The organism is Roseivivax isoporae LMG 25204 (genome assembly GCF_000521865.1).
Lineage (GTDB): Bacteria > Pseudomonadota > Alphaproteobacteria > Rhodobacterales > Rhodobacteraceae > Roseivivax > Roseivivax isoporae.
The window spans coordinates 106656-131403 of sequence record NZ_JAME01000006.1; the positions used below are offsets into that span (position 1 = coordinate 106656).

Annotated in this window: 27 protein-coding genes; 12 read left to right on the plus strand and 15 right to left on the minus strand. The window is 69.4% G+C overall.

Annotated features, from left to right (window positions below):
* Window positions 1-8 precede the first annotated feature (8 nt).
* The 9 genes from RISW2_RS05565 to RISW2_RS05605 all read right to left on the minus strand — a co-directional run bounded on the left by RISW2_RS05565 (window position 9) and on the right by RISW2_RS05605 (window position 6654).
* Entirely contained in the window at window positions 9-788 is a 780-nt protein-coding gene (locus RISW2_RS05565; protein WP_043767698.1) for a succinate dehydrogenase iron-sulfur subunit, read from the minus strand.
* 1 nt (window position 789) lies between these two features.
* Window positions 790-1119, minus strand: a complete 330-nt coding sequence (locus RISW2_RS05570) for a hypothetical protein (RefSeq protein ID WP_043767700.1) — start codon at window positions 1117-1119, stop codon at window positions 790-792.
* Window positions 1120-1144: 25 nt separating this feature from the next.
* Complete coding sequence (sdhA, locus tag RISW2_RS05575) at window positions 1145-2965, minus strand: succinate dehydrogenase flavoprotein subunit (protein WP_043767703.1); 1821 nt, start codon at window positions 2963-2965, stop codon at window positions 1145-1147.
* A gap of 32 nt (window positions 2966-2997) precedes the next feature.
* On the minus strand, window positions 2998-3369 hold the full coding sequence (gene sdhD / locus RISW2_RS05580) for a succinate dehydrogenase, hydrophobic membrane anchor protein (protein ID WP_043767705.1): 372 nt from the start codon (window positions 3367-3369) through the stop codon (window positions 2998-3000).
* Window positions 3370-3382: 13 nt separating this feature from the next.
* On the minus strand, window positions 3383-3769 hold the full coding sequence (gene sdhC / locus RISW2_RS05585) for a succinate dehydrogenase, cytochrome b556 subunit (protein WP_043767709.1): 387 nt from the start codon (window positions 3767-3769) through the stop codon (window positions 3383-3385).
* A 226-nt stretch (window positions 3770-3995) separates the two neighbouring features.
* The gene (locus RISW2_RS05590) at window positions 3996-5045 is read right to left on the minus strand and encodes a MaoC family dehydratase (RefSeq protein ID WP_043767711.1); all 1050 of its coding nucleotides are present in this window, start codon (window positions 5043-5045) and stop codon (window positions 3996-3998) included.
* Window positions 5045-5248 carry a DUF1737 domain-containing protein gene (locus RISW2_RS05595; RefSeq protein WP_043767713.1) on the minus strand — a complete coding sequence of 68 codons (204 nt, stop codon included), beginning with the start codon at window positions 5246-5248 and terminating at the stop codon, window positions 5045-5047. Before RISW2_RS05595 ends, RISW2_RS05590 begins: the two co-directional genes overlap by 1 nt.
* Before the next feature lie 5 nt (window positions 5249-5253).
* Entirely contained in the window at window positions 5254-5799 is a 546-nt protein-coding gene (locus RISW2_RS05600; protein ID WP_043767715.1) for an NnrU family protein, read from the minus strand.
* A gap of 3 nt (window positions 5800-5802) precedes the next feature.
* Window positions 5803-6654: an HpcH/HpaI aldolase/citrate lyase family protein gene (locus tag RISW2_RS05605; RefSeq protein WP_043767717.1), complete on the minus strand. Its 852-nt coding sequence runs from the start codon at window positions 6652-6654 to the stop codon at window positions 5803-5805.
* Window positions 6655-6850: 196 nt separating this feature from the next.
* Between RISW2_RS05605 and RISW2_RS05610 the strand changes: the two genes are divergently transcribed.
* The gene (locus tag RISW2_RS05610; RefSeq protein WP_211238670.1) at window positions 6851-7174 is read left to right on the plus strand and encodes a hypothetical protein; all 324 of its coding nucleotides are present in this window, start codon (window positions 6851-6853) and stop codon (window positions 7172-7174) included.
* Between the two features lie 10 nt (window positions 7175-7184).
* Here RISW2_RS05610 and RISW2_RS05615 read toward each other — a convergent pair whose 3' ends face one another.
* On the minus strand, window positions 7185-7940 hold the full coding sequence (locus tag RISW2_RS05615; protein ID WP_043767720.1) for a sulfite exporter TauE/SafE family protein: 756 nt from the start codon (window positions 7938-7940) through the stop codon (window positions 7185-7187).
* Between the two features lie 162 nt (window positions 7941-8102).
* Between RISW2_RS05615 and mdh the strand changes: the two genes are divergently transcribed.
* On the plus strand, window positions 8103-9065 hold the full coding sequence (gene mdh, locus RISW2_RS05620; RefSeq protein ID WP_043767723.1) for a malate dehydrogenase: 963 nt from the start codon (window positions 8103-8105) through the stop codon (window positions 9063-9065).
* A gap of 22 nt (window positions 9066-9087) precedes the next feature.
* On the opposite strand, the gene RISW2_RS05625 is transcribed toward mdh, so the two are convergent.
* A complete protein-coding gene (locus tag RISW2_RS05625; protein ID WP_043767726.1) occupies window positions 9088-10155 on the minus strand; it encodes a glycosyltransferase family 2 protein in 1068 nt (355 codons plus the stop codon).
* A 146-nt stretch (window positions 10156-10301) separates the two neighbouring features.
* Here RISW2_RS05625 and RISW2_RS05630 point away from each other — a divergent pair, with 146 nt between their 5' ends.
* From RISW2_RS05630 to lpdA, 10 genes are all read left to right on the plus strand, one after another.
* Window positions 10302-11225, plus strand: a complete 924-nt coding sequence (locus tag RISW2_RS05630) for a manganese-dependent inorganic pyrophosphatase (protein WP_043767729.1) — start codon at window positions 10302-10304, stop codon at window positions 11223-11225.
* Window positions 11226-11543: 318 nt separating this feature from the next.
* Complete coding sequence (gene sucC, locus RISW2_RS05635) at window positions 11544-12737, plus strand: ADP-forming succinate--CoA ligase subunit beta (protein WP_043767732.1); 1194 nt, start codon at window positions 11544-11546, stop codon at window positions 12735-12737.
* A gap of 76 nt (window positions 12738-12813) precedes the next feature.
* Window positions 12814-13116, plus strand: a complete 303-nt coding sequence (locus RISW2_RS05640) for a hypothetical protein (RefSeq protein WP_043767736.1) — start codon at window positions 12814-12816, stop codon at window positions 13114-13116.
* Window positions 13117-13189: 73 nt separating this feature from the next.
* Window positions 13190-14077, plus strand: coding sequence for a succinate--CoA ligase subunit alpha (sucD, locus tag RISW2_RS05645; protein ID WP_043767739.1), 888 nt, complete (start codon window positions 13190-13192; stop codon window positions 14075-14077).
* Between the two features lie 109 nt (window positions 14078-14186).
* On the plus strand, window positions 14187-17162 hold the full coding sequence (locus RISW2_RS05650; protein ID WP_043767742.1) for a 2-oxoglutarate dehydrogenase E1 component: 2976 nt from the start codon (window positions 14187-14189) through the stop codon (window positions 17160-17162).
* A gap of 4 nt (window positions 17163-17166) precedes the next feature.
* Window positions 17167-18768 carry a 2-oxoglutarate dehydrogenase complex dihydrolipoyllysine-residue succinyltransferase gene (gene odhB / locus RISW2_RS05655; RefSeq protein ID WP_043767745.1) on the plus strand — a complete coding sequence of 534 codons (1602 nt, stop codon included), beginning with the start codon at window positions 17167-17169 and terminating at the stop codon, window positions 18766-18768.
* 182 nt (window positions 18769-18950) lie between these two features.
* Window positions 18951-19334 carry a cupin domain-containing protein gene (locus tag RISW2_RS05660; RefSeq protein ID WP_043767748.1) on the plus strand — a complete coding sequence of 128 codons (384 nt, stop codon included), beginning with the start codon at window positions 18951-18953 and terminating at the stop codon, window positions 19332-19334.
* The gene (locus RISW2_RS05665; RefSeq protein ID WP_051491820.1) at window positions 19331-19900 is read left to right on the plus strand and encodes a uracil-DNA glycosylase family protein; all 570 of its coding nucleotides are present in this window, start codon (window positions 19331-19333) and stop codon (window positions 19898-19900) included. Before RISW2_RS05660 ends, RISW2_RS05665 begins: the two co-directional genes overlap by 4 nt.
* Window positions 19897-20292, plus strand: a complete 396-nt coding sequence (locus RISW2_RS05670; RefSeq protein ID WP_043767752.1) for an MAPEG family protein — start codon at window positions 19897-19899, stop codon at window positions 20290-20292. The genes RISW2_RS05665 and RISW2_RS05670 overlap by 4 nt, the downstream gene beginning before the upstream one ends.
* Window positions 20293-20389: 97 nt before the next feature.
* Window positions 20390-21778: a dihydrolipoyl dehydrogenase gene (lpdA, locus tag RISW2_RS05675; protein ID WP_043767754.1), complete on the plus strand. Its 1389-nt coding sequence runs from the start codon at window positions 20390-20392 to the stop codon at window positions 21776-21778.
* 34 nt (window positions 21779-21812) lie between these two features.
* On the opposite strand, the gene RISW2_RS05680 is transcribed toward lpdA, so the two are convergent.
* The 4 genes from RISW2_RS05680 to RISW2_RS05695 are packed head-to-tail and all read right to left on the minus strand — an operon-like array spanning window position 21813 to window position 24718.
* Entirely contained in the window at window positions 21813-22415 is a 603-nt protein-coding gene (locus RISW2_RS05680; RefSeq protein ID WP_043767757.1) for an MSMEG_1061 family FMN-dependent PPOX-type flavoprotein, read from the minus strand.
* Window positions 22399-23142 carry a lysophospholipid acyltransferase family protein gene (locus RISW2_RS05685; RefSeq protein ID WP_043767759.1) on the minus strand — a complete coding sequence of 248 codons (744 nt, stop codon included), beginning with the start codon at window positions 23140-23142 and terminating at the stop codon, window positions 22399-22401. Before RISW2_RS05685 ends, RISW2_RS05680 begins: the two co-directional genes overlap by 17 nt.
* On the minus strand, window positions 23139-24044 hold the full coding sequence (locus RISW2_RS05690) for a cell division protein FtsX (RefSeq protein WP_043767762.1): 906 nt from the start codon (window positions 24042-24044) through the stop codon (window positions 23139-23141). Before RISW2_RS05690 ends, RISW2_RS05685 begins: the two co-directional genes overlap by 4 nt.
* The gene (locus RISW2_RS05695; RefSeq protein ID WP_043767764.1) at window positions 24041-24718 is read right to left on the minus strand and encodes a cell division ATP-binding protein FtsE; all 678 of its coding nucleotides are present in this window, start codon (window positions 24716-24718) and stop codon (window positions 24041-24043) included. Before RISW2_RS05695 ends, RISW2_RS05690 begins: the two co-directional genes overlap by 4 nt.
* Between the last annotated feature and the right edge of the window lie 30 nt (window positions 24719-24748).

Consider the following 24748-nt stretch of genomic DNA (forward strand, 5'->3'; position numbering starts at 1 on the left):
CGTCACCCTCAGATGGTGCGCTCGACCATCAGCTTCTTGATCTCCGCGATCGCCTTGGCCGGGTTCAGGCCCTTGGGGCAGGTCTTGGCGCAGTTCATGATCGTGTGGCAGCGGTAGAGCTTGAACGGATCCTCGAGATCGTCGAGCCGTTCGCCCGTGGCCTCGTCGCGGCTGTCGACGATCCAGCGATAGGCGTGCAGCAGCGCGGCGGGGCCGAGATAGCGGTCGCCGTTCCACCAGTAGGACGGGCACGCGGCCGAGCAGGACGCGCACATCACGCATTCGTAGAGGCCGTCGAGCTTCTCGCGGTCCTCGATCGACTGCTTCCACTCCTTGGCCGGGCGGTTCGTCTTGGTCTCGAGCCACGGCATGATCGAGGCGTGCTGCGCGTAGAAATGCGTGAGGTCGGGGATCAGGTCCTTGACCACCGGCATGTGCGGCAGCGGGTAGATCTTCACGTCGCCCTTGATCTCGTCCATGCCGTAGATGCAGGCGAGCGTGTTGATGCCGTCGATGTTCATGGCGCAGGACCCGCAGATCCCCTCGCGGCAGGACCGCCGGAAGGTCAGCGTCGGGTCGATCTCGTTCTTGATCTTGATCAGCGCGTCCAGGACCATCGGCCCGCAGCTGTCCATGTCGACGAAGTAGGTGTCGACCCGCGGGTTCTGGCCGTCGTCCGGCGACCAGCGATAGATCTTGAACTTGCGGACATTGGTCGCGCCCTCCGGCTTCGGCCAGGTCTTGCCGGTCCGGATGGTGGAGTTCTTGGGCAGGGTCAGTTGAACCATTCTATCCTCCTGTTCGGAGCAACGCCGGCAGCCCCTGGGCTGCCAGACAGTTGAGGGTGGCCGGCTGGCGGACGATCTGGGCCACGATCTGGGCCGAGGATTCCGTCGGGCCGCCCACCGAGTCGGCTGCAAGCGCGAGGATCTGCTGCGCACTGGCATTGTCGATGACGCAGTTTATCGCAGGCTCGAGCGGCACGCCGGGATACCGTTCCAGCACCACGCGGTTGACGGTCGAGCGCGCGGCGTTGCGCGCGACCGCGTCCTGCTGGGCCGCGGTGCAGGCCGCGAGCGGAACCGCCAGCGCGAGGACGAGGGTCAGCGCGCGCCTCATGCCGCCCCCCGGGCACGGCGCGCCATCAGAAGGTCCGCGCCTTGGGCGCGATCTTCTTCAGGGCGATGCCGCCCGCGTCCTCGGTGGTCAGCGGGTCGGTGATGACCGGGCGGTAGGTCAGCGTCATGCGGATCGAGTTGATCCGGTTGCCCTCGGCGCGGGCGATGGTGTGCACGCGCCAGTTCTCGTCGTCGCGTTCCTGGTGATCCTCGTGCGCATGCGCGCCGCGGCTTTCCTTGCGCGCCTCGGCCGAGATGATGGTGGCCAGCGCGTTCGGCATCAGGTTCGCCAGCTCGAGCGTCTCCATCAGGTCGGAGTTCCACACGAGGCTGCGGTCGGTGACCTTGATGTCGTCCATCTTGCCGGCGATCGCGGTCATCTTCTCGACACCCTCGGCCATGGTCTTGGCGGTGCGGAACACGGCGGCGTCGGCCTGCATGGTCTTCTGCATCTCGAGGCGCAGCTCGGCGGTCGGCACCGTGCCGTCGGCGTGGCGCAGGGTGTCGAAGCGGTCGAGGGCCGCGTCCACCTGCCCCTTGTCGAGGGCGCGCGGCGCTGCGGCACGGTCGACCACCTTGCCGGCGCGGATCGCCGCGGCGCGGCCGAAGACCACGAGGTCGATGAGCGAGTTCGACCCGAGGCGGTTCGCCCCGTGCACGCTGGCGCAGCCCGCCTCGCCCACGGCCATGAGGCCCGGGACCACGCGGTTCGGATCGTCCTCGGTCGGGTTCAGCACCTCGCCCCAGTAGTTCGTCGGGATGCCGCCCATGTTGTAGTGCACCGTCGGAATGACCGGGATCGGCTCCTTGGTCACGTCGACGCCGGCGAAGATGCGGGCGCTTTCCGAGATGCCGGGCAGGCGCAGCTGCAGCGCCTCCTTGGGCAGGTGCGACAGGTTGAGGTGGATGTGGTCGCCGTGTTCGCCCACGCCGCGACCCTCGCGGATCTCCATGGTCATGGAACGCGAGACGTAGTCGCGGGGCGCGAGGTCCTTGTAGGTGGGGGCGTAGCGTTCCATGAAGCGCTCGCCCTCGGAATTGGTGAGGTAGCCGCCCTCGCCGCGCGCGCCCTCGGTGATGAGGCAGCCCGCGCCGTAGATGCCGGTCGGGTGGAACTGCACGAATTCCATGTCCTGGAGCGGCAGACCCGCGCGCGCCACCATGCCGCCGCCGTCGCCGGTGCAGGTATGCGCCGAGGTGGCGGAGAAGTAGGCGCGGCCGTAGCCGCCCGTGGCGAGCACCACCATCTTGGCGTTGAAGACATGGATGGTGCCGTCGTCGAGCTTCCAGCAGACGACCCCGGTGCAGGCGCCGTCGGCGCTCATCATCAGGTCGATGGCGAAGTACTCGATGTAGAACTCGGCGTTGTTCTTGAGGCTCTGGCCGTAGAGCGTGTGCAGGATCGCGTGGCCCGTGCGGTCGGCGGCGGCGCAGGTGCGCTGCACAGGGGGGCCCTCGCCGAACTCGGTCGTGTGGCCGCCGAACGGACGCTGGTATATCTTGCCTTCCTCGGTGCGCGAGAACGGCACGCCGTAGTGTTCGAGCTCGTAGACCGCCTCGGGCGCGTGGCGGGCGAGGTATTCCATCGCGTCGGTGTCGCCCAGCCAGTCCGAGCCCTTGACCGTGTCGTACATGTGCCACTGCCAGTGGTCGGGGCCCATGTTCGACAGCGACGCGGCGATGCCGCCCTGCGCCGCGACGGTGTGCGAGCGGGTCGGGAAGACCTTGGTCACGCAGGCGGTGCGCAGGCCCTGCTCGGCCATGCCGAGGGTCGCGCGCAGGCCGGACCCGCCGGCCCCCACAACCACGACGTCGTAGTCGTGCGTCTCGTAATCGTATGCAGCCATGTGTCTCGTTACTCCGATCTCTTGCGCGGCGCTCAGAGCGCGAGGCGGGCGACGGCGAAGACGCCCACCGCGGCGGCGCCCCAGCAGAGGCAGGTCATGCCGATGATCAGCATCTTTCCCCAGATGCCGTGGACGTAATCCTCGACCAGCACCTGGAAACCGTCGGCGAAGTGCACGAAGGCGACGACGGTGGTCAGGGCCGCGACGATGGCGGGCCATGGCCGGGCGAAATGCGCGGTCACGGTGTCGTAATCGGCGCCGATCACCGGCGCCACGAAGAGCAGGAACAGGGGCACCAGGACGAGGAGCGCCACGGACTGCACCTTGACGCGCCAGAAGTGCTGGGTGCCGGACTTGGCGCTGCCCCAGCGGTTGGCGCGCTTGCGGTCGGTCATGTAGGACATGGGGATATCTCCGTCAGGCGAGCGCGATGAGGGTCAGCAGCGCCAGCACCACCGAGCCGCCGACGCAGGCCCAGCCGAGCTTTTCGGCCTTGTCGATCTCGAGCATCATGACGTTGTCCCAGATCAGGTGACGGACACCGGCGAGGAAGTGGTACCACAGCGCCCAGATCGACAGCGCGAAGATCAGCGTGCCGAGCCAGCCGGTGACGATGCCGTCGACGGTCGCGAAGGTCTCGGGCCCCGTCGCCGCGGCGATCAGCCACCAGACGATCATCAGCATCGACAGGAGCAGCGCGTTGCCGGTGATGCGGGTGAGGATCGAGGTGATCGAGGTCAGTTGCGGGCGGTAGACCTGAAGGTGGGGTGACAGCGGGCGGTTGCCGCGGTTCACGTCTGCCATGGTGACGTCCTTTCGCTTCCCTGCCCCGGGTTCTAATCGTTTTTTCCGACGTGTCACGGCGCCTGCGACGATCCGGCCGCGGTTTATTGGCGCAAGGGCACGATTTCCGGGGATGTGTGATCACGCGGCCGGAATGCGTGATCACAATGCTTGCGGTAACGGCCGTCCGGTAGGCGGCCGCGGTGATTCTGCGGCGCGGCGCCCGTGCCGGGCGCACCGCCGGCGCTCAGAGCGGCACGAGCGCCCAGTAGTCGAGATCGAGCAGCACGCCCGGCAGGTAGCGCCCGGCCTCGTCGCGCAGCGTGCCGACGCTGCCGTCCCTGGTGGCCACGAGCCGCAGGCGCAGGGCACCGACGCCCGGGCGGTCGGTCTCTGCCATGTCGAGAACCTCGGACCAGGCGCGGACCGTGTCGCCGGCGAAGCAGGGGTTCGCGTGCGCGCCCGCGTTCAGGCCCGCGATCATCTGCGCGTTGGCCAGTCCGTTGAAGGACAGCGCGCGCGCCATCGAGATCACGTGCCCGCCGTAGATCAGCCGCTTGCCGTCCTCGCGGCCGGTGCCGTCGAAATGCGTCTTGGACGTGTTCTGCCAGAGCCGCGTCGCCATCATGTGCTCGGCCTCCTCCAGCGTCACGCCGTCCACATGGTCGATCACCTCGCCCACAGCGTAGTCGCCGAAGCGGTGCGGCTCGCCGGCACGCACCGTGTCGTAGCGGGTGAAGTCGAGCCCCTCGGGCAGCACGAGGTCGGCGGCGTCGAGCGCGGGCTTGAGGTCGGGCACCACGGGTTCCGGGGCGGGCGACGCCTCGTCGCGCTTCTTGACCATGACCCAGCGGACGTATTCGAGCACCACCTCGTCGTTCTGGTCGAGCCCGCGCGTGCGCACCCAGACGACACCGGTGCGGCCGTTCGAGTTCTGCTTGACGCCGATCACCTCGGATACCGCGCGCAGCGTGTCGCCAGGCCAGACGGGCTTCAGCCAGCGGCCCTCGGCGTAGCCGAGATTGGCGCGGGCGTTGAGCGACACGTCCGGCACCGTCTTGCCGAACACCACGTGGAACGCGAGGAGGTCGTCGAGCGGCGAGGCTGCAAGCCCGCAGGCCTGCGCGAAGGTGTCCGCGGAATGCAGCGCGTGCCGCATCGGGTAGAGCGCGTGGTAGAGCGCCCGTTCGCCCGCGCCCACCGTGCGCGGCACCCCGTGGACCAGCGTCTCGCCGACGCGGTAATCCTCGAAGAAGCGGCCGGGATTGGTCTTGGTGGCGCGGGCGTGGTCCCTCATCACTGCTCTCCGAGCTTCATGTCGGGCGAATAGGGCGTCTCCACGTCCTTGGTCACCGCCTGCCCGCAGCGCATGACGCCGTTGGCGGCGTCGAAGGCGTAGGTGGGCGAGCCGTAGAGCTCCCACCCCCTGGACAGGGCGTCCGAGACCTTGTGGCAGAAGGCCGAGGTGTCGTCGGCCGAGAGGAAGCGGTAGATCTTCATGGTGCTCACCCCGGGAAGGGCCAGACGCCGAGCCAGGCGTGGATGGCGGTGATGACGGCGAACATGGCGATGGTGACGATGACGAGCGTCACGTCCTTCTTCGCCGGGCCGGGCGCAGGGCGGTCCCACGGTTCGGACCGGTTGATGATCACGACCTCGGCCACCGCCCAGAGAAGCAGGCCGCCGAAGAGCACGATCGCGGCCAGATCGCCGTTCACGAGCAGGTGTGCCACCGCCCAGATCTTGACGGCGGTCAGCTGCGGGTGGCGCATCTTTCCCCGCAACCGGCCCGTCGTGGCGCTCATGCCGTAGATGAAGACGGCCACGACCATCAGCAGGTTGTTGACGTGGACCATGAAGGGCGGCGGGGTCCAGACCGCGACGAAGGGCGCCGCGCGGTAGCCTAGGATCATCAGCACCAGCGCCGCGACGATGGCGACCGCCACCAGCGCCTTGCCCGAGGAGCCGAGCCCGGCGCGCGCGTCGGGCGCGAGGCGCTTGAAGAGATGGGCACCCACCCAGAGGGCGAGGCCGAGGACCAGGAGGATCATGGCTTACTCCGCTGCGATCTGTCCGATTGCCTCGGCTTGTGCCAGAACCTTGCGGGCGGTGTCCACGTGCAGGTTCTCGACGATGCGGCCGTCGACCACCGCGACGCCCTGCCCCTCGGCGCGCGCGGCCTCGTAGGCCGCGATCTGCCGCCGGGCGAGGTCGATCTCGGCGTCCGAGGGGCCGAAGACCGCGTTTGCCGTGTCGATCTGGGCGGGATGGATCAGCGTCTTGCCGTCGAAGCCCATGTCGCGGCCCTGCGCGCATTCGGCGCGCAGGCCCTCCTCGTCCTTGAAGGCGTTGTAGACGCCGTCGATGACCGTGACGCCGTGGGCCCTGGCGGCGAGCACGCAGTGCCCGAGCGCGGCCATCACCGCGACGCGGTCGGGGGTGGCGCGGGCGCCCAGATCTTTCACGAGGTCGTTCGTGCCCATGACCATGCCCTGCAGCCGCGGATGCGCGGCGATGGCGCGCGCCTCGAGGATGCCAAGCGGCGTCTCCATCATCGCCCAGACCGGGCGGTCGCCCGTGATCGCGGCCAGGGCGTCGATCTGCGCGGGGCTCTCGACCTTGGGCAGAAGCACGGCATCGCACGCCGTGTCCGCCACGGCCCGGGCGTCGTCCCGCCCCCAGCCGGTGTCGAGCCCGTTGATCCGCACGACGCGGTAGCGGTGGCCGAACCCGCCCTCTGCCAGGGCCTCGGCGAGGGTGGCGCGGGCGCGCGCCTTCTCCTCTACCGCCACGGCATCCTCGAGGTCGAGGATCACGGCATCGACGGGCAGCCCGCGCGCCTTGTCGATGGCCCGCGCCTTGGAGCCGGGGATGTAGAGGACCGAACGGAAGGGACGGGTCAGCATGGCTCGAGCTCCTCCTGCGAAACAAAGTTGCGCCAGCAGGGCCATTTCGTGCCGAAAAGTTCAAGCGAAAAATGCCGCGTTGCAGCAGATTTGTATGCCGAGGTCGACCGCGTTGCGCGCCAGCGGGCCCTTAACGGTTTCGCAGCGGCTCTCGTGCCAGTGTCCCGCATCGCGTTCGGGTCCGGAGGGGATGATGATGCCGGCACGATCAGGACTGCTGAAGACATCGATTCTCGCGCTTGCCGGCCTCTCGGCCGCGGGCGCGGCCACGGCGCAGGGCACGCGCGCCTGCGGACCGCGGGCGGACGTGCTCGCCCGGCTCGAGGGCCGGTTCGGCGAGACACGGCAATCGGTCGGGCTGGCCGCGAACCAGTCCATGCTCGAGGTCTATGCCTCCGAGGACACGGGGACCTGGACCATCCTGATGACCACGCCGGCAGGGGTCACCTGCCTGATGGCGTCGGGCCAGGCCTGGCAGCCATGGCAGGTCGCCAAGGTGCCCGAGGGCGACCCGGCCTGAGCCGCCCGCCTCAGGTCAGCGCGTCCCAGATCAGCTTGGACCCGGTCACGGTCAGCAGCACGTAGGTCACGCCGAAGAACAGCCGCTCGGGCACCGCGTGGTGAAGCCGCACGCCGATCCAGGTGCCGAGAACCGCGAAGGGCGCGAGGGCGAGGGCGAGGATCAGCGTGTCGCGGGTGAAGATGCCCATGCCGGCATAGACCCCGGCCTTGGCGAGGTTCAGCGCCCAGAACACCAGGACCGTCGTCGCCTGGAACGTCGTCTTGTCGAGCTTTCGGCCAAGCAGGTAAACCGCCGCCGCCGGACCGCCCGCATGGCTGACGAAGCTCGTGAAGCCCACGACCAGCCCCGCCACGCTGCCCGCCGCCCGGCCCATCGGCCGCTGGCCGAGCCTGAGCCGCCCCGATTTCGTGGCGATCGTCCAGGCGACGAAGGCCAGGCACACCGCCCCGATGAGGAAGCGGATCGCGTCGGGATCGGCCCAGTCGTAGAAGACCGCGCCCAGCACCACGCCCGGCAGCCCGGACAGGATGAGGAGCCGCGCATCGGCCCACGACCAGCGCCGCCAGTAGGGTCCGAGGCTCGAGACGTCGATCAGCATGAGGAGCGGCAGCATGATCCCGAGCGCCGCGCCCGGGGCGAGCACGAGGGCGAGAATCGAGGACGACGCGAAAGCCGCGCCCGAGCCGAACCCGCCCTTCGAGACGCCCGCGAAGATCACCGCGGGCACCGCGACGAGGTAGACTGTCCAGCCGAGAAGCTCCATGGCCCGCGCCCCGCAACACGCTCTTTCCACGCGGGTTTAGCGCTCGCAGGCCGGATGCGACAGCCCCCGCGGCCCCGGATGCCGCGTTGCGGCGCCCTTGCGCGCAGGGTTTCGAGCGCGTAGCCATCGCAAAAAGTTCAAACGGAACCGGAGAGACTTCCCATGGCCAGACCCAAGATCGCGCTCATCGGCGCGGGCCAGATCGGCGGCACGCTCGCCCACCTCGCCGCGATGAAGGAGCTTGGCGACGTCGTGCTGTTCGACATCGCCGAGGGCATTCCCGAGGGCAAGGCGCTCGACATCGCCGAGTCGGGACCGGCCGAAGGCTTCGACGCGGCGCTCAAGGGCACCTCGGACTATGCCGACATCGCCGGCGCCGACGTCTGCATCGTGACCGCCGGCGTGCCGCGCAAGCCGGGAATGAGCCGCGACGACCTGCTGGGCATCAACCTCAAGGTCATGAAGGCCGTGGGCGAGGGCATCGCCGCGAACGCGCCCGACGCCTTCGTGATCTGCATCACCAACCCGCTCGACGCGATGGTCTGGGCGCTGCGCGAATTCTCGGGCCTGCCGCACAACAAGGTCTGCGGCATGGCGGGCGTGCTCGATTCGGCACGGTTCCGGCACTTCCTCAGCCTCGAGTTCGGCGTGTCCATGAAGGACGTCTCGGCCTTCGTCCTCGGCGGCCACGGCGACACCATGGTGCCGCTCGTGCGCTACTCGACCGTGGCGGGCATCCCGCTGCCCGACCTCGTGGAGATGGGTTGGACCACCAAGGAGAAGCTCGACGCGATCGTGCAGCGCACCCGCGACGGCGGCGCCGAGATCGTGGGCCTGCTGAAGACCGGCTCGGCCTTCTACGCCCCCGCGACGAGCGCGATCGAGATGGCCGAGGCCTACCTGAAGGACCAGAAGCGCCTCCTGCCCTGCGCGGCCTGGTGCGACGGCGAGTTCGGCCTGAAGGGCCTCTACGTGGGCGTGCCCACCGTGATCGGCGCCGGCGGCATCGAGCGCATCGCCGACATCAAGATGACCAAGGACGAGCAGGCGATGTTCGACAACTCGGTCAACGCCGTGAAGGGCCTGGTCGAGGCCTGCAAGGGCATCGACACCTCGCTGGCCTGAGCCCTCTGCCCGGCGGCGCCGGTTACGACCGCGCCGCCGGGATATCCCGGATGAGACCGTCAAGGGAGCGGCTGCTCCAATAGCGTCGCGAATACGTCCAGACCGGCGAGCGCGCCATCAGCTCGGCCCTCTCGAGAACCTCGCGGTAGGCCCGCGATCCGTCATGATGATTGCCCCGCGCAAGGGCATATTCGACCCCGCCGATTCCCCTCGTGAACCGATAATGCAGGAAGGCAGCGATGCTTTCCGAGACGGGCAGATGACCGTCGACCTTGTGCGGACCGGCGTTGAACGACAGGCCGCGACGCCAGCGCAGTAGCCCCACCTTCGTCGCCTGGCCCTTGAGCGTGTGCTTTGTCAGGCGCCACGCGAGCCGTTCTGCAGCGCGTTCGGGCAGCGCGGCATGGATCGGGCGATCGAGCCGGTGCAACCTCTCGAGCAGGAAGGACGCAATTGGCGAGGGAACGTCGATACCGTCGAAGAGTCGCGCCCGCATTCCGCCGAGGAGCCGAACCGGTGGCGTCGCGTACTGGCTGAGCGCTCTGCGACGCAGCCGCCGCATGAAGTATCCATGCGGTGCGGGAGCCGGACCATCGAAATAGGGGAACGCCTCGCGGAGCGAATGCCCGAGGCCCGCATCGAAGACGTGGTCGCGCAACCCGGCATCGGCATACATGTCAACCATGAGGGTAACGACCGCCTCCGCGCCCTCGTCCGCGAGAGCGTCGCAATAGTCGGCGAACGGGCGGTCCTCCGCGTCGGGCCAGACGAAATGCTCGTCAATATCCGGGACAAGGCACCAGAGGCCGTCACCGTAGGCGTCGAGAATCTCGTTGCGCCAGGTGGCCTGATGCTGCCGGTAGTCCGACCCCAGCACGGGGTGGAACACTGTCACGTCAGGCTCGCCGGCGAGAATCTCGGCCGTGCCGTCGTCGGAACGGTCGTCCACGATGAAGAAGGAAGGCCGGCAGATCGACCGGTAATGCGCGAGGAATTCGCGCAGGATGTTCGCCTCGTTGTGGGCGAGCGCGACGACCGGCGTGGCGTTCCGGTCGGATCGGTCCGCCCCTGCACGAAATAGACTTCTCACGGCAGCTCTCATGTCCCGGGTTCGGCCGGGTGCTATCGGCCGGGCCCCAGAGGATCGAGCGCGCGGCGTGCGTGTCAGCGTGACATCGCCGGAGCGCGCCCCTATAAGGCGCGCGGAAAAGCGACATCGCCCGAACGAGGAGTTCCATGACCATCCAGGTTTTCGGACACAAGTCCCCCGACACCGATTCCACCGGCAGCCCCATCGCCTGGGCCTGGTACCTGAAGGAGGTCCGCGGCGAGGACGCGAAGGCGGTCCTGCTCGGCGAACCCAACACCGAGGCGGCGTTCATGCTGCAGCGCTGGGGTCTCGGGAAGCCCGAGATCATTGCGGACGTGGACGAGGGCGCGCCGGTCGTCATCGTCGACACCAACAATCCCGCCGAACTGCCCGCGTCGATCAACAAGGCCGACATCCGCGGCATCGTCGATCACCACAAGCTGGTGGGCGGGCTCGAGACCAAGGGCCCGATCGAGATCCGCATCGAGCCGCTCGCGTGCACCGCGACGATCCTGCACAAGATGATCGGCAAGGACATGGCGCGGGCGCCCGAGGCGGTGAAGGGCGCGATGCTGACCTGCATCCTGTCCGACACGCTCGAGTTCCGCTCGCCCACCACCACGCAGGAGGACCGCGCCGTCGCCCACGCGCTGGCCGAGGAGCTGGGCATCGACATCGCGGACTACGCGGCCGAGATGTTCGCGGCGAAGTCCGACGTCTCGGCGTTCTCCGAGGCGGAACTGCTGCGGATGGATTCCAAGGAATACGCCGTCGACGGCACCAAGCTGCGGGTCTCGGTGCTCGAGACCACGGCGCCGGCGCAGGTGCTCGACCGCAAGGACGCGCTCATGGCGGCGATGAAGGACGTGGCCGCCGAGGACGGCGCCGACGAGGTGCTGCTGTTCGTGGTCGATATCCTGAAGGAGGAGGCGACGCTCCTCGTCCCGAACGACCGGGTGAAGGCCATCGCCGAGGCGAGCTTCGGCACGTCCGTCTCGGGCGACCACGTGGTCCTGCCGGGCGTCATGAGCCGCAAGAAGCAGATCATCCCGGTCCTCAAGGCCGCCTGATCCGCGTTCCCGCCCCTGCCCCGGACACGTGCCGGGGCAGGGGCGCCGCCGGCCTCCGTGCCGGCCTCGCACCCTCCCCTCGATCCCGACGCCCAGCCGCCCCGCACGCCCTCCGGGGCGCGCTTGATTCTGCGCGCGCACGCCTTCGCACTTGCGGCGCCCGTTACCGCAAGCATTGTGATCACACGTTGCGGGCCTGTGACCACAAAGGCGGGAAATCGCCCCCAAAGGACGGATCGGGCGCAGAAACCGGTTAAACAGCGCGGCGCGACATGCCTATACCGGGAGAAATTGCAGCAATCCGGGGACGGTTTTCTCATGAACATCCACGAGTATCAGGCCAAGGCACTTCTGCGCGGTTACGGGGCTCCGGTTTCGGACGGCCGCGTGGTGCTGCGCGCCGAAGAGGCCAAGACCGCCGCCGGCGCGCTCGACGGACCGCTCTGGGTCGTCAAGGCGCAGATCCACGCGGGCGGCCGGGGCAAGGGCTCGTTCAAGGAAGCGGATGCCGGCGAGAAGGGCGGCGTCCGCCTGGCCAAGTCGGTCGAGGAGGCCGCCGAGGAAGCCAAGCGCATGCTCGGCAAGACGCTCGTGACGCACCAGACCGGGCCCGCGGGCAAGTCGGTCGGCCGCATCTACATCGAGGAAGGCTCGGACATCGAGCGCGAACTCTACCTCGCGCTGCTGGTCGACCGGGTGAGCTCGCGCATCTCGTTCGTGTGCTCGACCGAGGGCGGCATGGACATCGAGGAGGTCGCGGCCAACACGCCGGAGAAGATCCTGTCCTTCTCCGTCGACCCCGCCACCGGCTACCAGCCGTTCCACGGCCGGCGCATCGCCTTCTCGCTGGGCCTCACCGGCCCGCAGGTCAAGCAGTGCGTCAAGCTGATGGGCATCCTCTACACCGCCTTCGTCGAGCGCGACATGGAGATGCTCGAGATCAACCCGCTGATCGTGACCGACAAGGGCGATCTCAAGGTGCTCGACGCCAAGCTCAGCTTCGATTCGAACTCGCTCTACCGGCAGTCCGACGTGGCCGAGCTGCGCGACGAGACCGAGGAGGACCCGAAGGAGCTGCAGGCCTCGAAATACGACCTCAACTACATCGCGCTCGACGGCGAGATCGGCTGCATGGTGAACGGCGCGGGCCTCGCCATGGCGACCATGGACATCATCAAGCTCTACGGCGCGGAGCCTGCCAACTTCCTCGACGTGGGCGGCGGCGCGACCAAGGAGAAGGTGACCGAGGCGTTCAAGATCATCACGTCCGACAAGAACGTGAAGGGCATCCTCGTGAACATCTTCGGCGGCATCATGCGCTGCGACGTGATCGCCGAGGGCGTGATCGCCGCGGTCAAGGAGGTCGGCCTCAAGGTTCCGCTGGTGGTGCGCCTCGAGGGCACCAATGTCGACAAGGGCAAGGAGATCATCTCCAATTCCGGCCTCGACGTGATCGCGGCGGACGACCTGAAGGACGGCGCCCAGAAGATCGTGAAGGCCGTGAAGGGATAAGGATGGCCGTCCGGGGCGTTGGGTCCGGTCCGGGCCCGCGATCCCCGCGCGCCCGCCCCTGCGAAAGGACGCCCAGATGACCACCCGTCTCGACGATTACGCCCCGTTCCTCATCGGTCTCGCCATGGTCGGCGTCGGCCTTGCCGCACGGCAGGTCGAACCCGAGGCGCTGCGGCTGCCGAAGCCCGGCGCAAAGGCGCGGCTGCGCGACGTGCGCTCGGGCCGCGATGCGGCGCGCGCGGCGCGGGACGGGCTTGCGGGGCTCCTGCCGTCGAACCTGACGCGGTCGGTGGGCCGGACGATGATCCTCATGGGCGCGGCGCTGATCGCGGTGCGCGCCCTCGACGAACTCGTGGACGACGATTCCGCGGAGTACTGACCGGGCACGGCCCCGGGCGCGTCCGCGCGCCCGGTCCCCGCGCCCGCACCGACACTGACAAAGAGGGACCTTCATGGCCGTTCTCGTTGACGAAAACACCAAGGTGATCTGCCAGGGCTTCACCGGCTCGCAGGGCACGTTCCACTCCGAGCAGGCGATTGCCTACGGCACCAAGATGGTCGGCGGCGTGACGCCCGGAAAGGGCGGGCAGACCCATCTCGACCTGCCGGTCTTCGACAGCGTGCACGAGGCCAAGGCCCGCACCGAGGCGAACGCCAGCGTGATCTACGTGCCGCCGCCCTTCGCCGCGGATTCCATCATGGAGGCGATCGACGCCGAGATGGAGCTGATCGTCTGCATCACCGAGGGCATCCCGGTGCTCGACATGATGAAGGTCAAGCGCGCGCTCGAGGGATCGAAGTCGAAGCTGATCGGTCCGAACTGCCCGGGCGTCATCACGCCCGACGCCTGCAAGATCGGCATCATGCCCGGCCATATCCACAAGCGCGGCAAGGTGGGCGTTGTTTCCCGCTCCGGCACGCTTACCTACGAGGCGGTGAAGCAGACCACCGACGTGGGGCTCGGCCAGTCGACCTGCGTCGGCATCGGCGGCGACCCGATCAAGGGGACGGAGCATCTGGACGTGCTGGAATGGTTCCTCGGCGACCCCGAGACCGAGGCGATCATCATGATCGGCGAGATCGGCGGCTCGGCCGAGGAGGACGCCGCGCGTTTCCTCGCGGACGAGCGCAAGGCCGGCCGCTGGAAGCCGACCGCCGGCTTCATCGCGGGTCGCACGGCACCTCCGGGCCGCCGCATGGGCCATGCCGGGGCGATCGTCGCCGGCGGCAAGGGCGGCGCCGAGGACAAGATCGAGGCGATGAAGTCCGCGGGCATCGTGGTGGCCGACAGCCCGGCGACGCTGGGCGAGGCGGTGCTGGCCGCGATCGACAAGGGCTGAGGCCCCGACCGGCCCGCGACCGGCGCGGGCCCACAGGATACCGGAGGCCCCGGACGGCGGTCCGGGGCGCGTCCATGCCCGGCACCGGGTGCATCAGGAGACCAGAGACATGACCGACCAATCTCCGAACGACCTCTTCCGCGCCTCCTCGTTCATGCAGGGCGCGAACGCGGACTACCTCGAACAGATGTACGCGCGCTATGCGAACGATCCCGGGGCCGTCGACGAGGCGTGGCGCGCGTTCTTCGAGGGGCTCGGAGATGACGGCGTGTCGGTCAAGAAGGAGGCTGCGGGCCCGTCCTGGGCCCGCAGCGACTGGCCACCGGCTCCGAACGATGACCTGACGGCCGCGCTGACCGGCGAGTGGCCGATGCCCATGGTGCCTGCCGAGGCGAAGGGCGCGGGCCGCAAGATCGCCGAGAAGGCCGAGGCGATGGACGTCAAGGTCACCGACGACCAGGTCCAGCGCGCGGTGCTCGATTCGATCCGGGCGCTGATGATCATCCGCGCCTACCGCATCCGCGGCCATCTCGCGGCGCAGCTCGATCCCCTCGGCATGCGCAATGTCGAGGAGGAGCATCCCGAGCTCGACGCCAAGTCCTACGGCTTCACCGATGCCGACATGGACCGGCCGATCTTCATCGACAACGTGCTCGGCCTCGAGATCGCGTCGCTGCGCGAGATCCTCGCCATCGTGAAGCGCACCTATTGCGGTACGTTCGCGCTCCAGTACATGCACATCTCCGACCCCGAGCAGTCCGCCTGGCTCAAGGAGCGGATCGAGGGCTACGGCAAGGAGGTGAAGTTCACCCGCGAGGGCCGCAAGGCTATCCTCAACAAGATGGTGCAGGCCGAGGGCTTCGAGAAGTTCCTGCACGTGAAGTACACCGGCACCAAGCGCTTCGGTCTCGACGGCGGCGAGAGCCTGATCCCGGCGATGGAGCAGATCATCAAGCGCGGCGGCGCGCTGGGCGTCTCGGACATCGTGATCGGCATGCCGCACCGCGGCCGGCTCAGCGTGCTGGCGAACGTGATGGGCAAGCCCTACCGCGCGATCTTCAACGAGTTCCAGGGCGGCAGCTTCAAGCCCGAGGACGTCGATGGATCGGGCGACGTGAAGTACCACCTCGGCGCCAGCCACGACCGCGAGTTCGACGGCAACAACGTGCACCTGTCGCTGACCGCGAACCCCTCGCATCTCGAGGCGGTGAACCCGGTGGTGCTGGGCAAGGTCCGCGCCAAGCAGGACCAGATCAAGGACGAGACGCGCACCAAGGTGCTGCCGATCCTCCTGCACGGCGACGCGGCCTTCGCGGGCCAGGGCGTGGTGGCGGAATGCTTCGCGCTCTCGGGCCTGCGCGGCCACCGCACCGGCGGCACCATCCACATCGTGGTGAACAACCAGATCGGCTTCACCACCGCGCCGCACTTCTCGCGCTCCTCGCCCTACCCCACCGACAACGCGCTGGTGGTCGAGGCGCCGATCTTCCACGTGAACGGCGACGACCCCGAGGCGGTGGTGCACGCGGCCAAGGTCGCCACCGAGTTCCGCCAGAAGTTCGGCAAGGACGTGGTCATCGACATCTTCTGCTACCGGCGGTTCGGGCACAACGAGGGCGACGAGCCCATGTTCACGAACCCGCTGATGTACAAGCAGATCAAGGGCCACAAGACGACCCTCACGCTCTACACCGAGCGGCTGGTGAAGGACGGCCTGATCCCCGAGGGCGAGATCGAGGACATGAAGGCCGCCTTCCAGTCCCAGCTCAACGAGGAGTTCGAGGCCGGCAAGAACTACAAGCCCAACAAGGCCGACTGGCTCGACGGGCGCTGGTCGCATCTCGACCGCCAGAAGCAGGGCCGCTACCAGCGCGGCAAGACCTCGATCAAGCAGAAGACCCTCGACGACATCGGCACCGCGCTGACCCGCGTGCCGGACGGCTTCTCGCTGCACCGCACCGTCAACCGCCTGCTCGACAGCCGCAAGGAGATGTTCGACAGCGGCAAGGGCTTCGACTGGGCCACGGCCGAGGCGATGGCCTTCGGCTCGCTGCTGCTCGAGGGCTACCCGGTCCGGCTCGCCGGACAGGATTCGACGCGCGGCACCTTCAGCCAGCGGCATTCGGCGCTCGTCGACCAGGACACCGAGGACCGGTACTACCCGCTGAACCACATCCGCGACGGGCAGGCGCGGTACGAGGCGATCGATTCCGCGCTGTCGGAATACGCGGTGCTGGGCTTCGAATACGGCTACAGCCTGGCCGAGCCCAACGCCCTCGTGCTGTGGGAGGCGCAGTTCGGCGACTTCGCCAACGGTGCGCAGATCATGTTCGACCAGTTCATCTCGTCGGGCGAATCGAAGTGGCTGCGCATGTCGGGCCTCGTCTGCCTGATGCCGCACGGCTACGAGGGCCAGGGCCCCGAGCATTCCTCGGCGCGTCTCGAGCGCTGGCTGCAGCTCTGCGGGCAGGACAACTGGATCGTGGCGAACTGCTCGACCCCGGCCAACTACTTCCACATCCTGCGCCGGCAGCTGCACCGCTCGTTCCGCAAGCCGCTGATGCTGATGACGCCGAAATCGCTGCTGCGGCACAAGCTCTGCGTGTCGGGGGCCGAGATGTTCCTCGACGGGTCGTCCTTCCACCGCGTGCTCTGGGACGAGGCGGACCACAAGGACTGGGAATTCAAGCTGAAGCCCGACAGCGAGATCCGGCGCGTGGTGATCTGCTCGGGCAAGGTCTACTACGACCTCCTCGAGGAGCGCGACGCCCGCGGGCTCGACGACGTCTACCTGCTCCGGCTCGAACAGTTCTACCCGTTCCCGGCGGTGTCGCTGGTGAAGGAACTCGAGCGCTTCAAGCAGGCCGAGGTGATCTGGTGCCAGGAGGAGCCCAAGAACCAGGGCGCCTGGACCTTCATCGAGCCCAACATCGAATGGGTGCTCGGCCGGATCGACGCCAAGCATTCCCGGCCCCGCTATGTGGGCCGCGCCACGTCGGCCTCGCCCGCCACGGGCCTGGCCTCCACGCACAAAGCCCAGCAAGCGGCGCTCGTCGACGAAGCGCTGACGATCGAAGGAAAGTGACCCCATGACCGAAGTGCGCGTGCCCACCCTGGGCGAGTCCGTGACCGAAGCCACGGTGGCGACCTGGTTCAAGAAGCCCGGCGACAGCGTCGCCGTGGACGAGATGCTGTGCGAGCTCGAGACCGACAAGGTGACGGTGGAGGTCCCCTCCCCCGTCGCGGGCACCCTGTCGGACATCGTCGCGGGCGAGGGCGAGACCGTGGGCGTCGACGCGCTCCTCGCCAACATCTCGGAGGGCGCCTCGGCCGCGCCCGACGAGGACAAGGATGCCGACCGCGGCGCACGCGCCTCGGAACCCGCCGGCACGGCCCGCGCCGCGGGTGATGCGGCGCCCACGTCCAAGCCGTCGACGTCGGACGGCGGCGGCGAGACCAAGGTGATGGTGCCGACCCTCGGGGAATCGGTGTCCGAGGCGACCGTCGCCACCTGGTTCAAGAAGGAAGGCGACAGCGTCGCGCAGGACGAGACGCTCTGCGAGCTCGAGACCGACAAGGTGTCGGTCGAGGTGCCCGCGCCCGCAGCCGGCACGCTTTCCAAGATCATCGCGCCCGAGGGCACGACAGTTCAGGCCGACGCCCAGCTCGCGGTGATCGCGGGCGGCGAGGGCGGCGGCGCCCAGCCCTCGAAGCCCGAGGCGGACGAGCCCCCGGCCGAGGGCAAGGGCTCGCAATACGCCCAGCCCGAGGCCGGCAACGGCGGGCCAGGCCGGTCGGATGTCGAGGACGCGCCCTCCGCCAAGAAGGCCATGGCTGAGAAGGGCCTCAACCGCGACGACGTGCAGGGCTCGGGCCGCGACGGCCGGGTGATGAAGGAGGACGTGGGCCGCGCGCTCGCCGCCGCCTCCGCGCCGCGCGCCGAGGCCGAGGCGTCGAAGGCGCCGCGCGCCCCGGTGGCCGCCGAGGATGCCGGCCGCGAGGAGCGGGTCAAGATGACCCGCCTGCGCCAGACCATCGCGCGCCGCCTCAAGGACGCGCAGAACACCGCGGCCATGCTCACCACCTACAACGAGGTGGACATGACCGAGGTCATGGCGCTCCGGAACGAGTACAAGGACCTCTTCGAGAAGAAGCACGGCGTGCGGCTCGGCTTCATGTCCTTCTTCACCAAGGCCTGCTGCCACGCGCTGAAGGAAGTGCCCGAGGTCAATGCCGAGATCGACGGCACCGACATCGTCTACAAGAACTTCGTGCACATGGGCATCGCCACGGGCACGCCCACGGGCCTCGTGGTGCCGGTGATCCGCGACGCGGATTCGCTGTCCTTCGCCGGGATCGAGAAGGCCATCGCCGAGAAGGGCAAGCGCGCCCGCGACGGCAAGCTCTCCATGGCCGAGATGCAGGGCGGCACGTTCACCATCTCGAACGGCGGCGTCTACGGCTCGCTCATGTCCTCGCCGATCCTCAACCCGCCGCAATCGGGCATCCTCGGCATGCACAAGATCCAGCAGCGGCCCATGGTCGTGGATGGCCGGATCGAGGCGCGGCCGATGATGTACCTGGCCCTCAGCTACGATCACCGCATCGTCGACGGCAAGGGCGCGGTCACCTTCCTCGTCCGCGTGAAGGAGGCGCTCGAGGATCCGCGCCGCCTGCTCATGGATCTCTGAAGCGGTCAGGGGCGCGCGCCTGCGCGGGCGCCCCGTTCCCGGCCCCGGCACGGAGCGCCCCGATTGGCAGGACGACCCGACCCCGCGCGGACCGCGCCGCACCCCGGACTTGGCATCCGGGGCTCCGCGACACACCTTTCGGGGAGGGACCGCGCCTGCGGTCCCGCGAAAGGAGACACGCGATGACCCAACCGATCCACATTCCCTACGAGACCCCCGAGGTGAAGGTGATGGAGGAGGCGACGCGCGGCGGCCTGCGCTACCGGCTGATGGTCGACGCCGACCACGGCCCCTCCTCGGGCGTGACGCAGGGCATGTTCTACCTCGACGGCGGGCACGCGGAGACGCGCCACCGCCACGGCGTGACCGAGACCGTGCACGTGGTCGAGGGCACCGGCCACGCGGTGCTGGGCGACCGCGAGATCGCGATCAAGACCGGCGACACGCTCTTCATCCCGGCGGGCACGCGTCACGGCTTCGCTGCCGACGACGACATGACGCTGTTCTTCACCTTCCCCGCCGACCGGTTCGCCGAGGTCGACTACGATTACGGCGAGGCGGCGTGAGCCTCGCCCGGCAGGCGCCCTGCTCGCGCGCCCGCGCCTACCGCGACGCGGTGGCGCGGCGCCGCGCCTTCGCCCTGCCGGGTTACGAGACGCTGGCCGAGGCGGGCTTCGACGGCGACTACGTGTCCCCGATCCAGATGAGCTCGGGCAACCTCTACGGGCCGATGATCCTGTCGAAGGACTGGCTCGACGCGCCGTCCGCGCGGGCGCACCGCCGCCGGCTCGCGCTCGCGGGCTACCTGCCCGAGACGCCGTTCAACCGGGTGCTCGACCGCGCGCTGGCGCTCGCCGGGCTCACCCGCGCCGACATCTACGTGGCGCCGGTCTTCTGCCTCCTGCCGCCGGTGCGCTCGCACCGGCTGCCCCTGGCGGATGCCCGCGCCTCGTTCGAGGCGGTCACCGGCTTCGAGCTCATGGGGCGCCGCCCGGTCGCCGCGGGCACCGACGCGCAGCGGGTGCTGCGGGCAGCCGGCGTCGCGCACGTGCCCACGATCCATCCGTCCGCGCGCGGCCTGCCCTTCGAGGACCGCGCCGTCCGCATCGCCCGCGCACTGGAGGCCGCATGACCCCCGAACTGACCGCGCTCGCGCTCGCCACCCTCCTGCAGGTGGTGCAGTACGTGCTCTTCGCCGTGCCCGCGAACCGCGAGCTCGGCCCCGGCTACACCATGTCGGCGCGGGACCGGCCGCCCTCGCGCCCGCTCTCCGAGGGCACCGCGCGGCTGCAGCGCGCGCTCGGCAACCATTTCGAGGGGCTCATCCTCTTCTCGATCGCGGTCTTCCTGGTGACCTTCGCCGACAAGGGCAGCGCGATCAGCGCGCTCGCCGCCTGGACCTACCTCGCCGCGCGGCTGCTCTACGTCCCCGCCTACTGGCTCGGCCTCAGGCCCTGGCGCTCGCTGATCTGGGCGCTCGGGTTCCTCGCCACCGTGATCCTGCTTCTCTCCGCCCTCTTCTGATGCTTCTTCTTGGCGGAAATATCCCGGGGTGAATTGGCCGTCAGGCCAAGAGGGGCAGCGCCCCTCCCCCGTCAACCACAAGGAAAGGACCCCTCCCATGGCAAGCTACGACGTCATCGTGATCGGCTCGGGCCCCGGCGGCTACGTCGCCGCGATCCGCGCCGCGCAACTGGGGCTGAAGGTCGCCTGCGTCGAGGGACGCGAGACGCTGGGCGGCACCTGCCTCAACGTCGGCTGCATCCCCTCGAAGGCGCTCCTGCACGCCACGCACCAGCTGCACGAGGCGGAGCACAACTTCGCCAAGATGGGCCTCAAGGGCAAGGCGCCCACGGTCGACTGGAAGCAGATGCTGACCTACAAGGCCGAGACCATCGAGACCAACACCAAGGGCATCGAGTTCCTGTTCAAGAAGAACAAGATCGACTGGCTCAAGGGCTGGGGCTCGATCCCGGAAAAGGGCAAGGTCAAGGTCGGCGACGAGGTCCACGAGGCCGGGAACATCATCGTCGCCACCGGTTCCGAGGTGGCGCAGCTCAAGGGCGTCGAGATCGACGAGAAGGTCGTGGTCTCCTCCACCGGCGCGCTCGAGCTCGCCAAGATCCCGAAGAAGATGGTGGTGATCGGCGCCGGCGTCATCGGGCTCGAGATGGGCTCGGTCTACGCGCGGCTGGGCGCCGAGGTGACGGTGGTCGAGTTCCTCGACACGGTCACGCCCACCATGGACGGCGAGGTGCAGAAGCAGTTCCAGAAGATCCTCGGCAAGCAGGGGCTGAAATTCGTGCTCGGCGCCGCGGTCTCGGGCGTCGAGGTGAAGAACGGCAAGGCGACCGTGTCCTACACGCTCCGCAAGGACGACAGCACGGCGACGCTCGATGCCGACGCGGTTCTCGTCGCGACCGGGCGACGGCCCTTCACCGACGGGCTCGGGCTCAAGGAGCTGGGCGTCGAGGTGACCGAGCGCGGCTTCGTCAAGACCGACGGCCACTTCCGCACCTCCGTCGAGGGCGTCTACGCCATCGGCGACGCGACCGAGGGACCGATGCTCGCCCACAAGGCCGAGGACGAGGGCATGGCGGCGGCCGAGACCATCGCCGGGCGGGCCGGCCACGTGAACTACGGCGTGATCCCGTCGGTCATCTACACCCATCCCGAGGTCGCCGCCGTCGGCCAGACCGAGGAGGAGCTCAAGGAGGCGGGCCGCGCCTACAAGGTCGGCAAGTTCTCCTTCATGGGCAACGGCCGGGCCAAGGCGAACTTCGCCGCCGACGGCTTCGTCAAGATCCTCGCCGACAAGGAGACCGACCGCATCCTCGGCGCGCACATCATCGGCCCCATGGCGGGCGACCTGATCCACGAGCTCTGCGTGGCGATGGAATTCGGCGCGGCGGCCGAGGACGTGGCGCTCACCTGCCACGCCCACCCGACCTATTCCGAAGCGGTGCGCGAGGCGGCGCTCGCCTGCGGCGACGGCCCGATCCACATGTGACGGACGGCGCGCGCGGGGTCCGGCCCGCGCGCGCCTACCACATCCGCGGGCGCGCGCGCTCGGCGTAGTCCCGGTCGTAATCCTCGGCGTCGAAGGCGCCGTCCGCGGCCTCGCGGATCAGGCTTCCGGGGCTTGGCAGGTCCGCGCTGTCGTCGCGGCCCCAGATGCCGGAACGCAGCACCGCCTTGGCGCATTGCACGTAGACCTCGCCCACCTCGACCACGATCACCGTGGCCGGCAGCCGGCCGTTCCGGTCGAAGCGCGCGCGCAGGTCCGCGTCGTCGGTGAGGAAGGCGCGGCCGTTCACCCGCACGACCGCGGTCGACCCCGACACCATGAACATGAGCGACACGCGCCCGTCCGCCACGATGTTGCGCAAGCTGTCGAGCCGGTTGTTGCCCGACCAGTCGGGGATCAGCACCGTGCGCGGGTCCGCCACCTCGGCCACCGGGCCGTCGTCGCCCCGCGGCGAGCCGTCGGTACCGCCGGGACCGACCGTCGACAGCACGCAGAACCGCGAGGCGGCGATCCAGCGTCCGTGTTCGGGGCCGATCCGGCGCGCCACCTTGCTCAGGGACGCGGGCACCGGGGCGCCGTAGAGCCCCTCGAGCGTTGCGATGTCATCGATCCTGCGCATGTTCAGCCTCCGTCAAGAGCCGGTCCGTGGCGCGCTCGATCTCGGTCTCGACGCGGGCCAGAAAGGTTTCGGGCGGGGTGTCGGCGGGGATGCGCGGCAGGAATTCCACCACGCCGAGACCCGGCCGCTTGAGGATCCCGCTCCGCGGCCAGAAGAGGCCGACATTGGTGGCGACGGGCACGCAATCCTGCCCGAGCTCGCGGAACAGGACCGCGGTGCCCACCTTGTAGGGGACGCGGGCATGCGGCGCGACGCGCGTGCCCTGCGGGTAGATCACCAGCTGGCCCGGATAGGCCCGGCCCTTCTCCACGTCGGCCACCATCTTGCGGATCGCCTGCCCGCGCTTGCCGCGGTCCACGGGCACGCAGCCGATGCGCCAGGCGTACTGGCCGATGGCCGGCGTCCAGAGCAGCTCGCGCTTCATGATGAACTTTGCCTGCGGCAGGACCGCGAAGATCATCATGATGTCGAGAAAGGACTGGTGCTTGGCCGCGACCAGCACCTCGTCCGTCGGGGGCGTGCCGCGGATCTCGGTGCGGATGCCGACCATCCAGCGCGCGGTCCACATGGCGTAGTACGCATAGGACCTGCAGGCGAAGCGCGCGACCCGCCGCGACACCAGCGCTCCCGGCAGGAGCACGATGCCCCAGAGTACCATGGCGACGGAGCCCTGCACCACGAAGATGAGCGATCGCAGCCATTGCAGGGCGGAGACGGGGCCAGTCATGCGAGATCCCTCAGGACGCGGCGCGCGGCGGCGCGGGTGGCAAGAAGCGCGGTCGCCGCGGCGAGCGGCGGCACGAGGAGCGGCACGAGCCAGTGCCACCCGGCGAACCCCAGACCCGTCAGCACGCCGGCCGCGTCGCCCGTCCCCGGCAGGAGCGCCACGGCGAGAACGCCCGCGCCGGTCCCGGCGGCGGCACCGGCGAGCGCCCGCGCCGTGAAGCGGCGCACGAAGGCGCCCGCGATGTAGGCGTCGGTGGCACCGATCAGCCGCAGGACCGCGATGACCTGCGCATTGGCCGCGAGGGCCGCGTTGGCGGCGAGCGTGACCATGGCGGCCATCGCGCCGAAGATCAGCAGGAGCGCCATCCAGCCGAAGAGCCGGAGCCCGCCGGCTGCCGCGACGAGCGGGGCCCGCCAGCGGGCATGGTCGTCGAGCACCGCCCCCGGCACCTCGGCCGAAAGGCGCAGGCGCAGCCCGGCCGCGTCGTAGCCGTCCCCGGTTTCCGAGAAGGTGACGAGCCGCGGGATCGGCAGGCGGTCGACCGGGATGTCCGGCCCGAGCCACGGCTCGAGCAGCGCGCGCTGTTCGGCATCGTCGAGGGCACGCGCGCCGCTGACGCCCGGCGTCGTCTCGAGCACGCGCAGCGCCGCGGCAACCTGGCGGTCCATCTCCTCGGGCGCGGCCTGGATGCGCAGCGTCGCGCCGCGGGCAAGCTCCTCTCCCCACCGGTCGGCGAGGCGGCCGGCGGCCAGCGACAGCGCCAGCGCGAAGACCGCGAGGAACGCCATTGCGGCGGCGGCGAAGAGCGTGAGCCGCACGGTGAACCCCGCGGGCGGCACCACGCGGTCCGCGGCCGCGTCGCCCCGGGCCAGCGCGGCGAGCTGCCGGGCGAGCCCCTTCACAGGTCGGCCCCGGCAAGCTGCACGCGGCGGTTCGAGATCCGCAGGACGCGCGCCTGCACCTGCGACTTGGCCGACCGGATCAGCGCCAGGTCGTGGGTCGCGATCATCACCGCCTTGCCCATGCGGTTGAGCTCCAGCAGCAGGGTCAGCAGGCGCTGCGACATCTCCCAGTCGACGTTGCCGGTGGGCTCGTCGGCGAGGATCGCGTCGGGCGACACGATGACCGCGCGGGCGAGCGCGGCGCGCTGCCGCTCGCCGCCCGACAGTTCGGGCGGCCGCGCCTCGGCACGGTGGGTCAGCCCGACCCAGGCCAGAAGCTCGGCCAGGTCCCGCCGCGCCGCTTGCCCGTCGAGCCCCGCGACCGTCAGCGGCAGCGCGACGTTGTCCGCCACGCTCAGGTGGTCGAGGAACTGGCAGTCCTGGTGCACCACGCCGATGCGCCGCCGGGCCGCCGCCACCCCGTCGCGGTCGAGCGCGAAGACGCTGCGGTCGAAGAGCCGCACCTCTCCGCCGGTGGGGCGCAGCGCGGCATAGCACAGCTTGAGGAAGGTGGTCTTGCCCGCGCCCGAGGGACCCGTGAGGAAGTGGAACGAGCCCGGTGCCAGCGCCAGCGTGATGCCGGTCAGGAGCTCTCCACCGCCGTAGGAATAGGCCACATTATCGAACGCGATCACGAGAAATTCCGGGCTGGGAGGGACGGCACG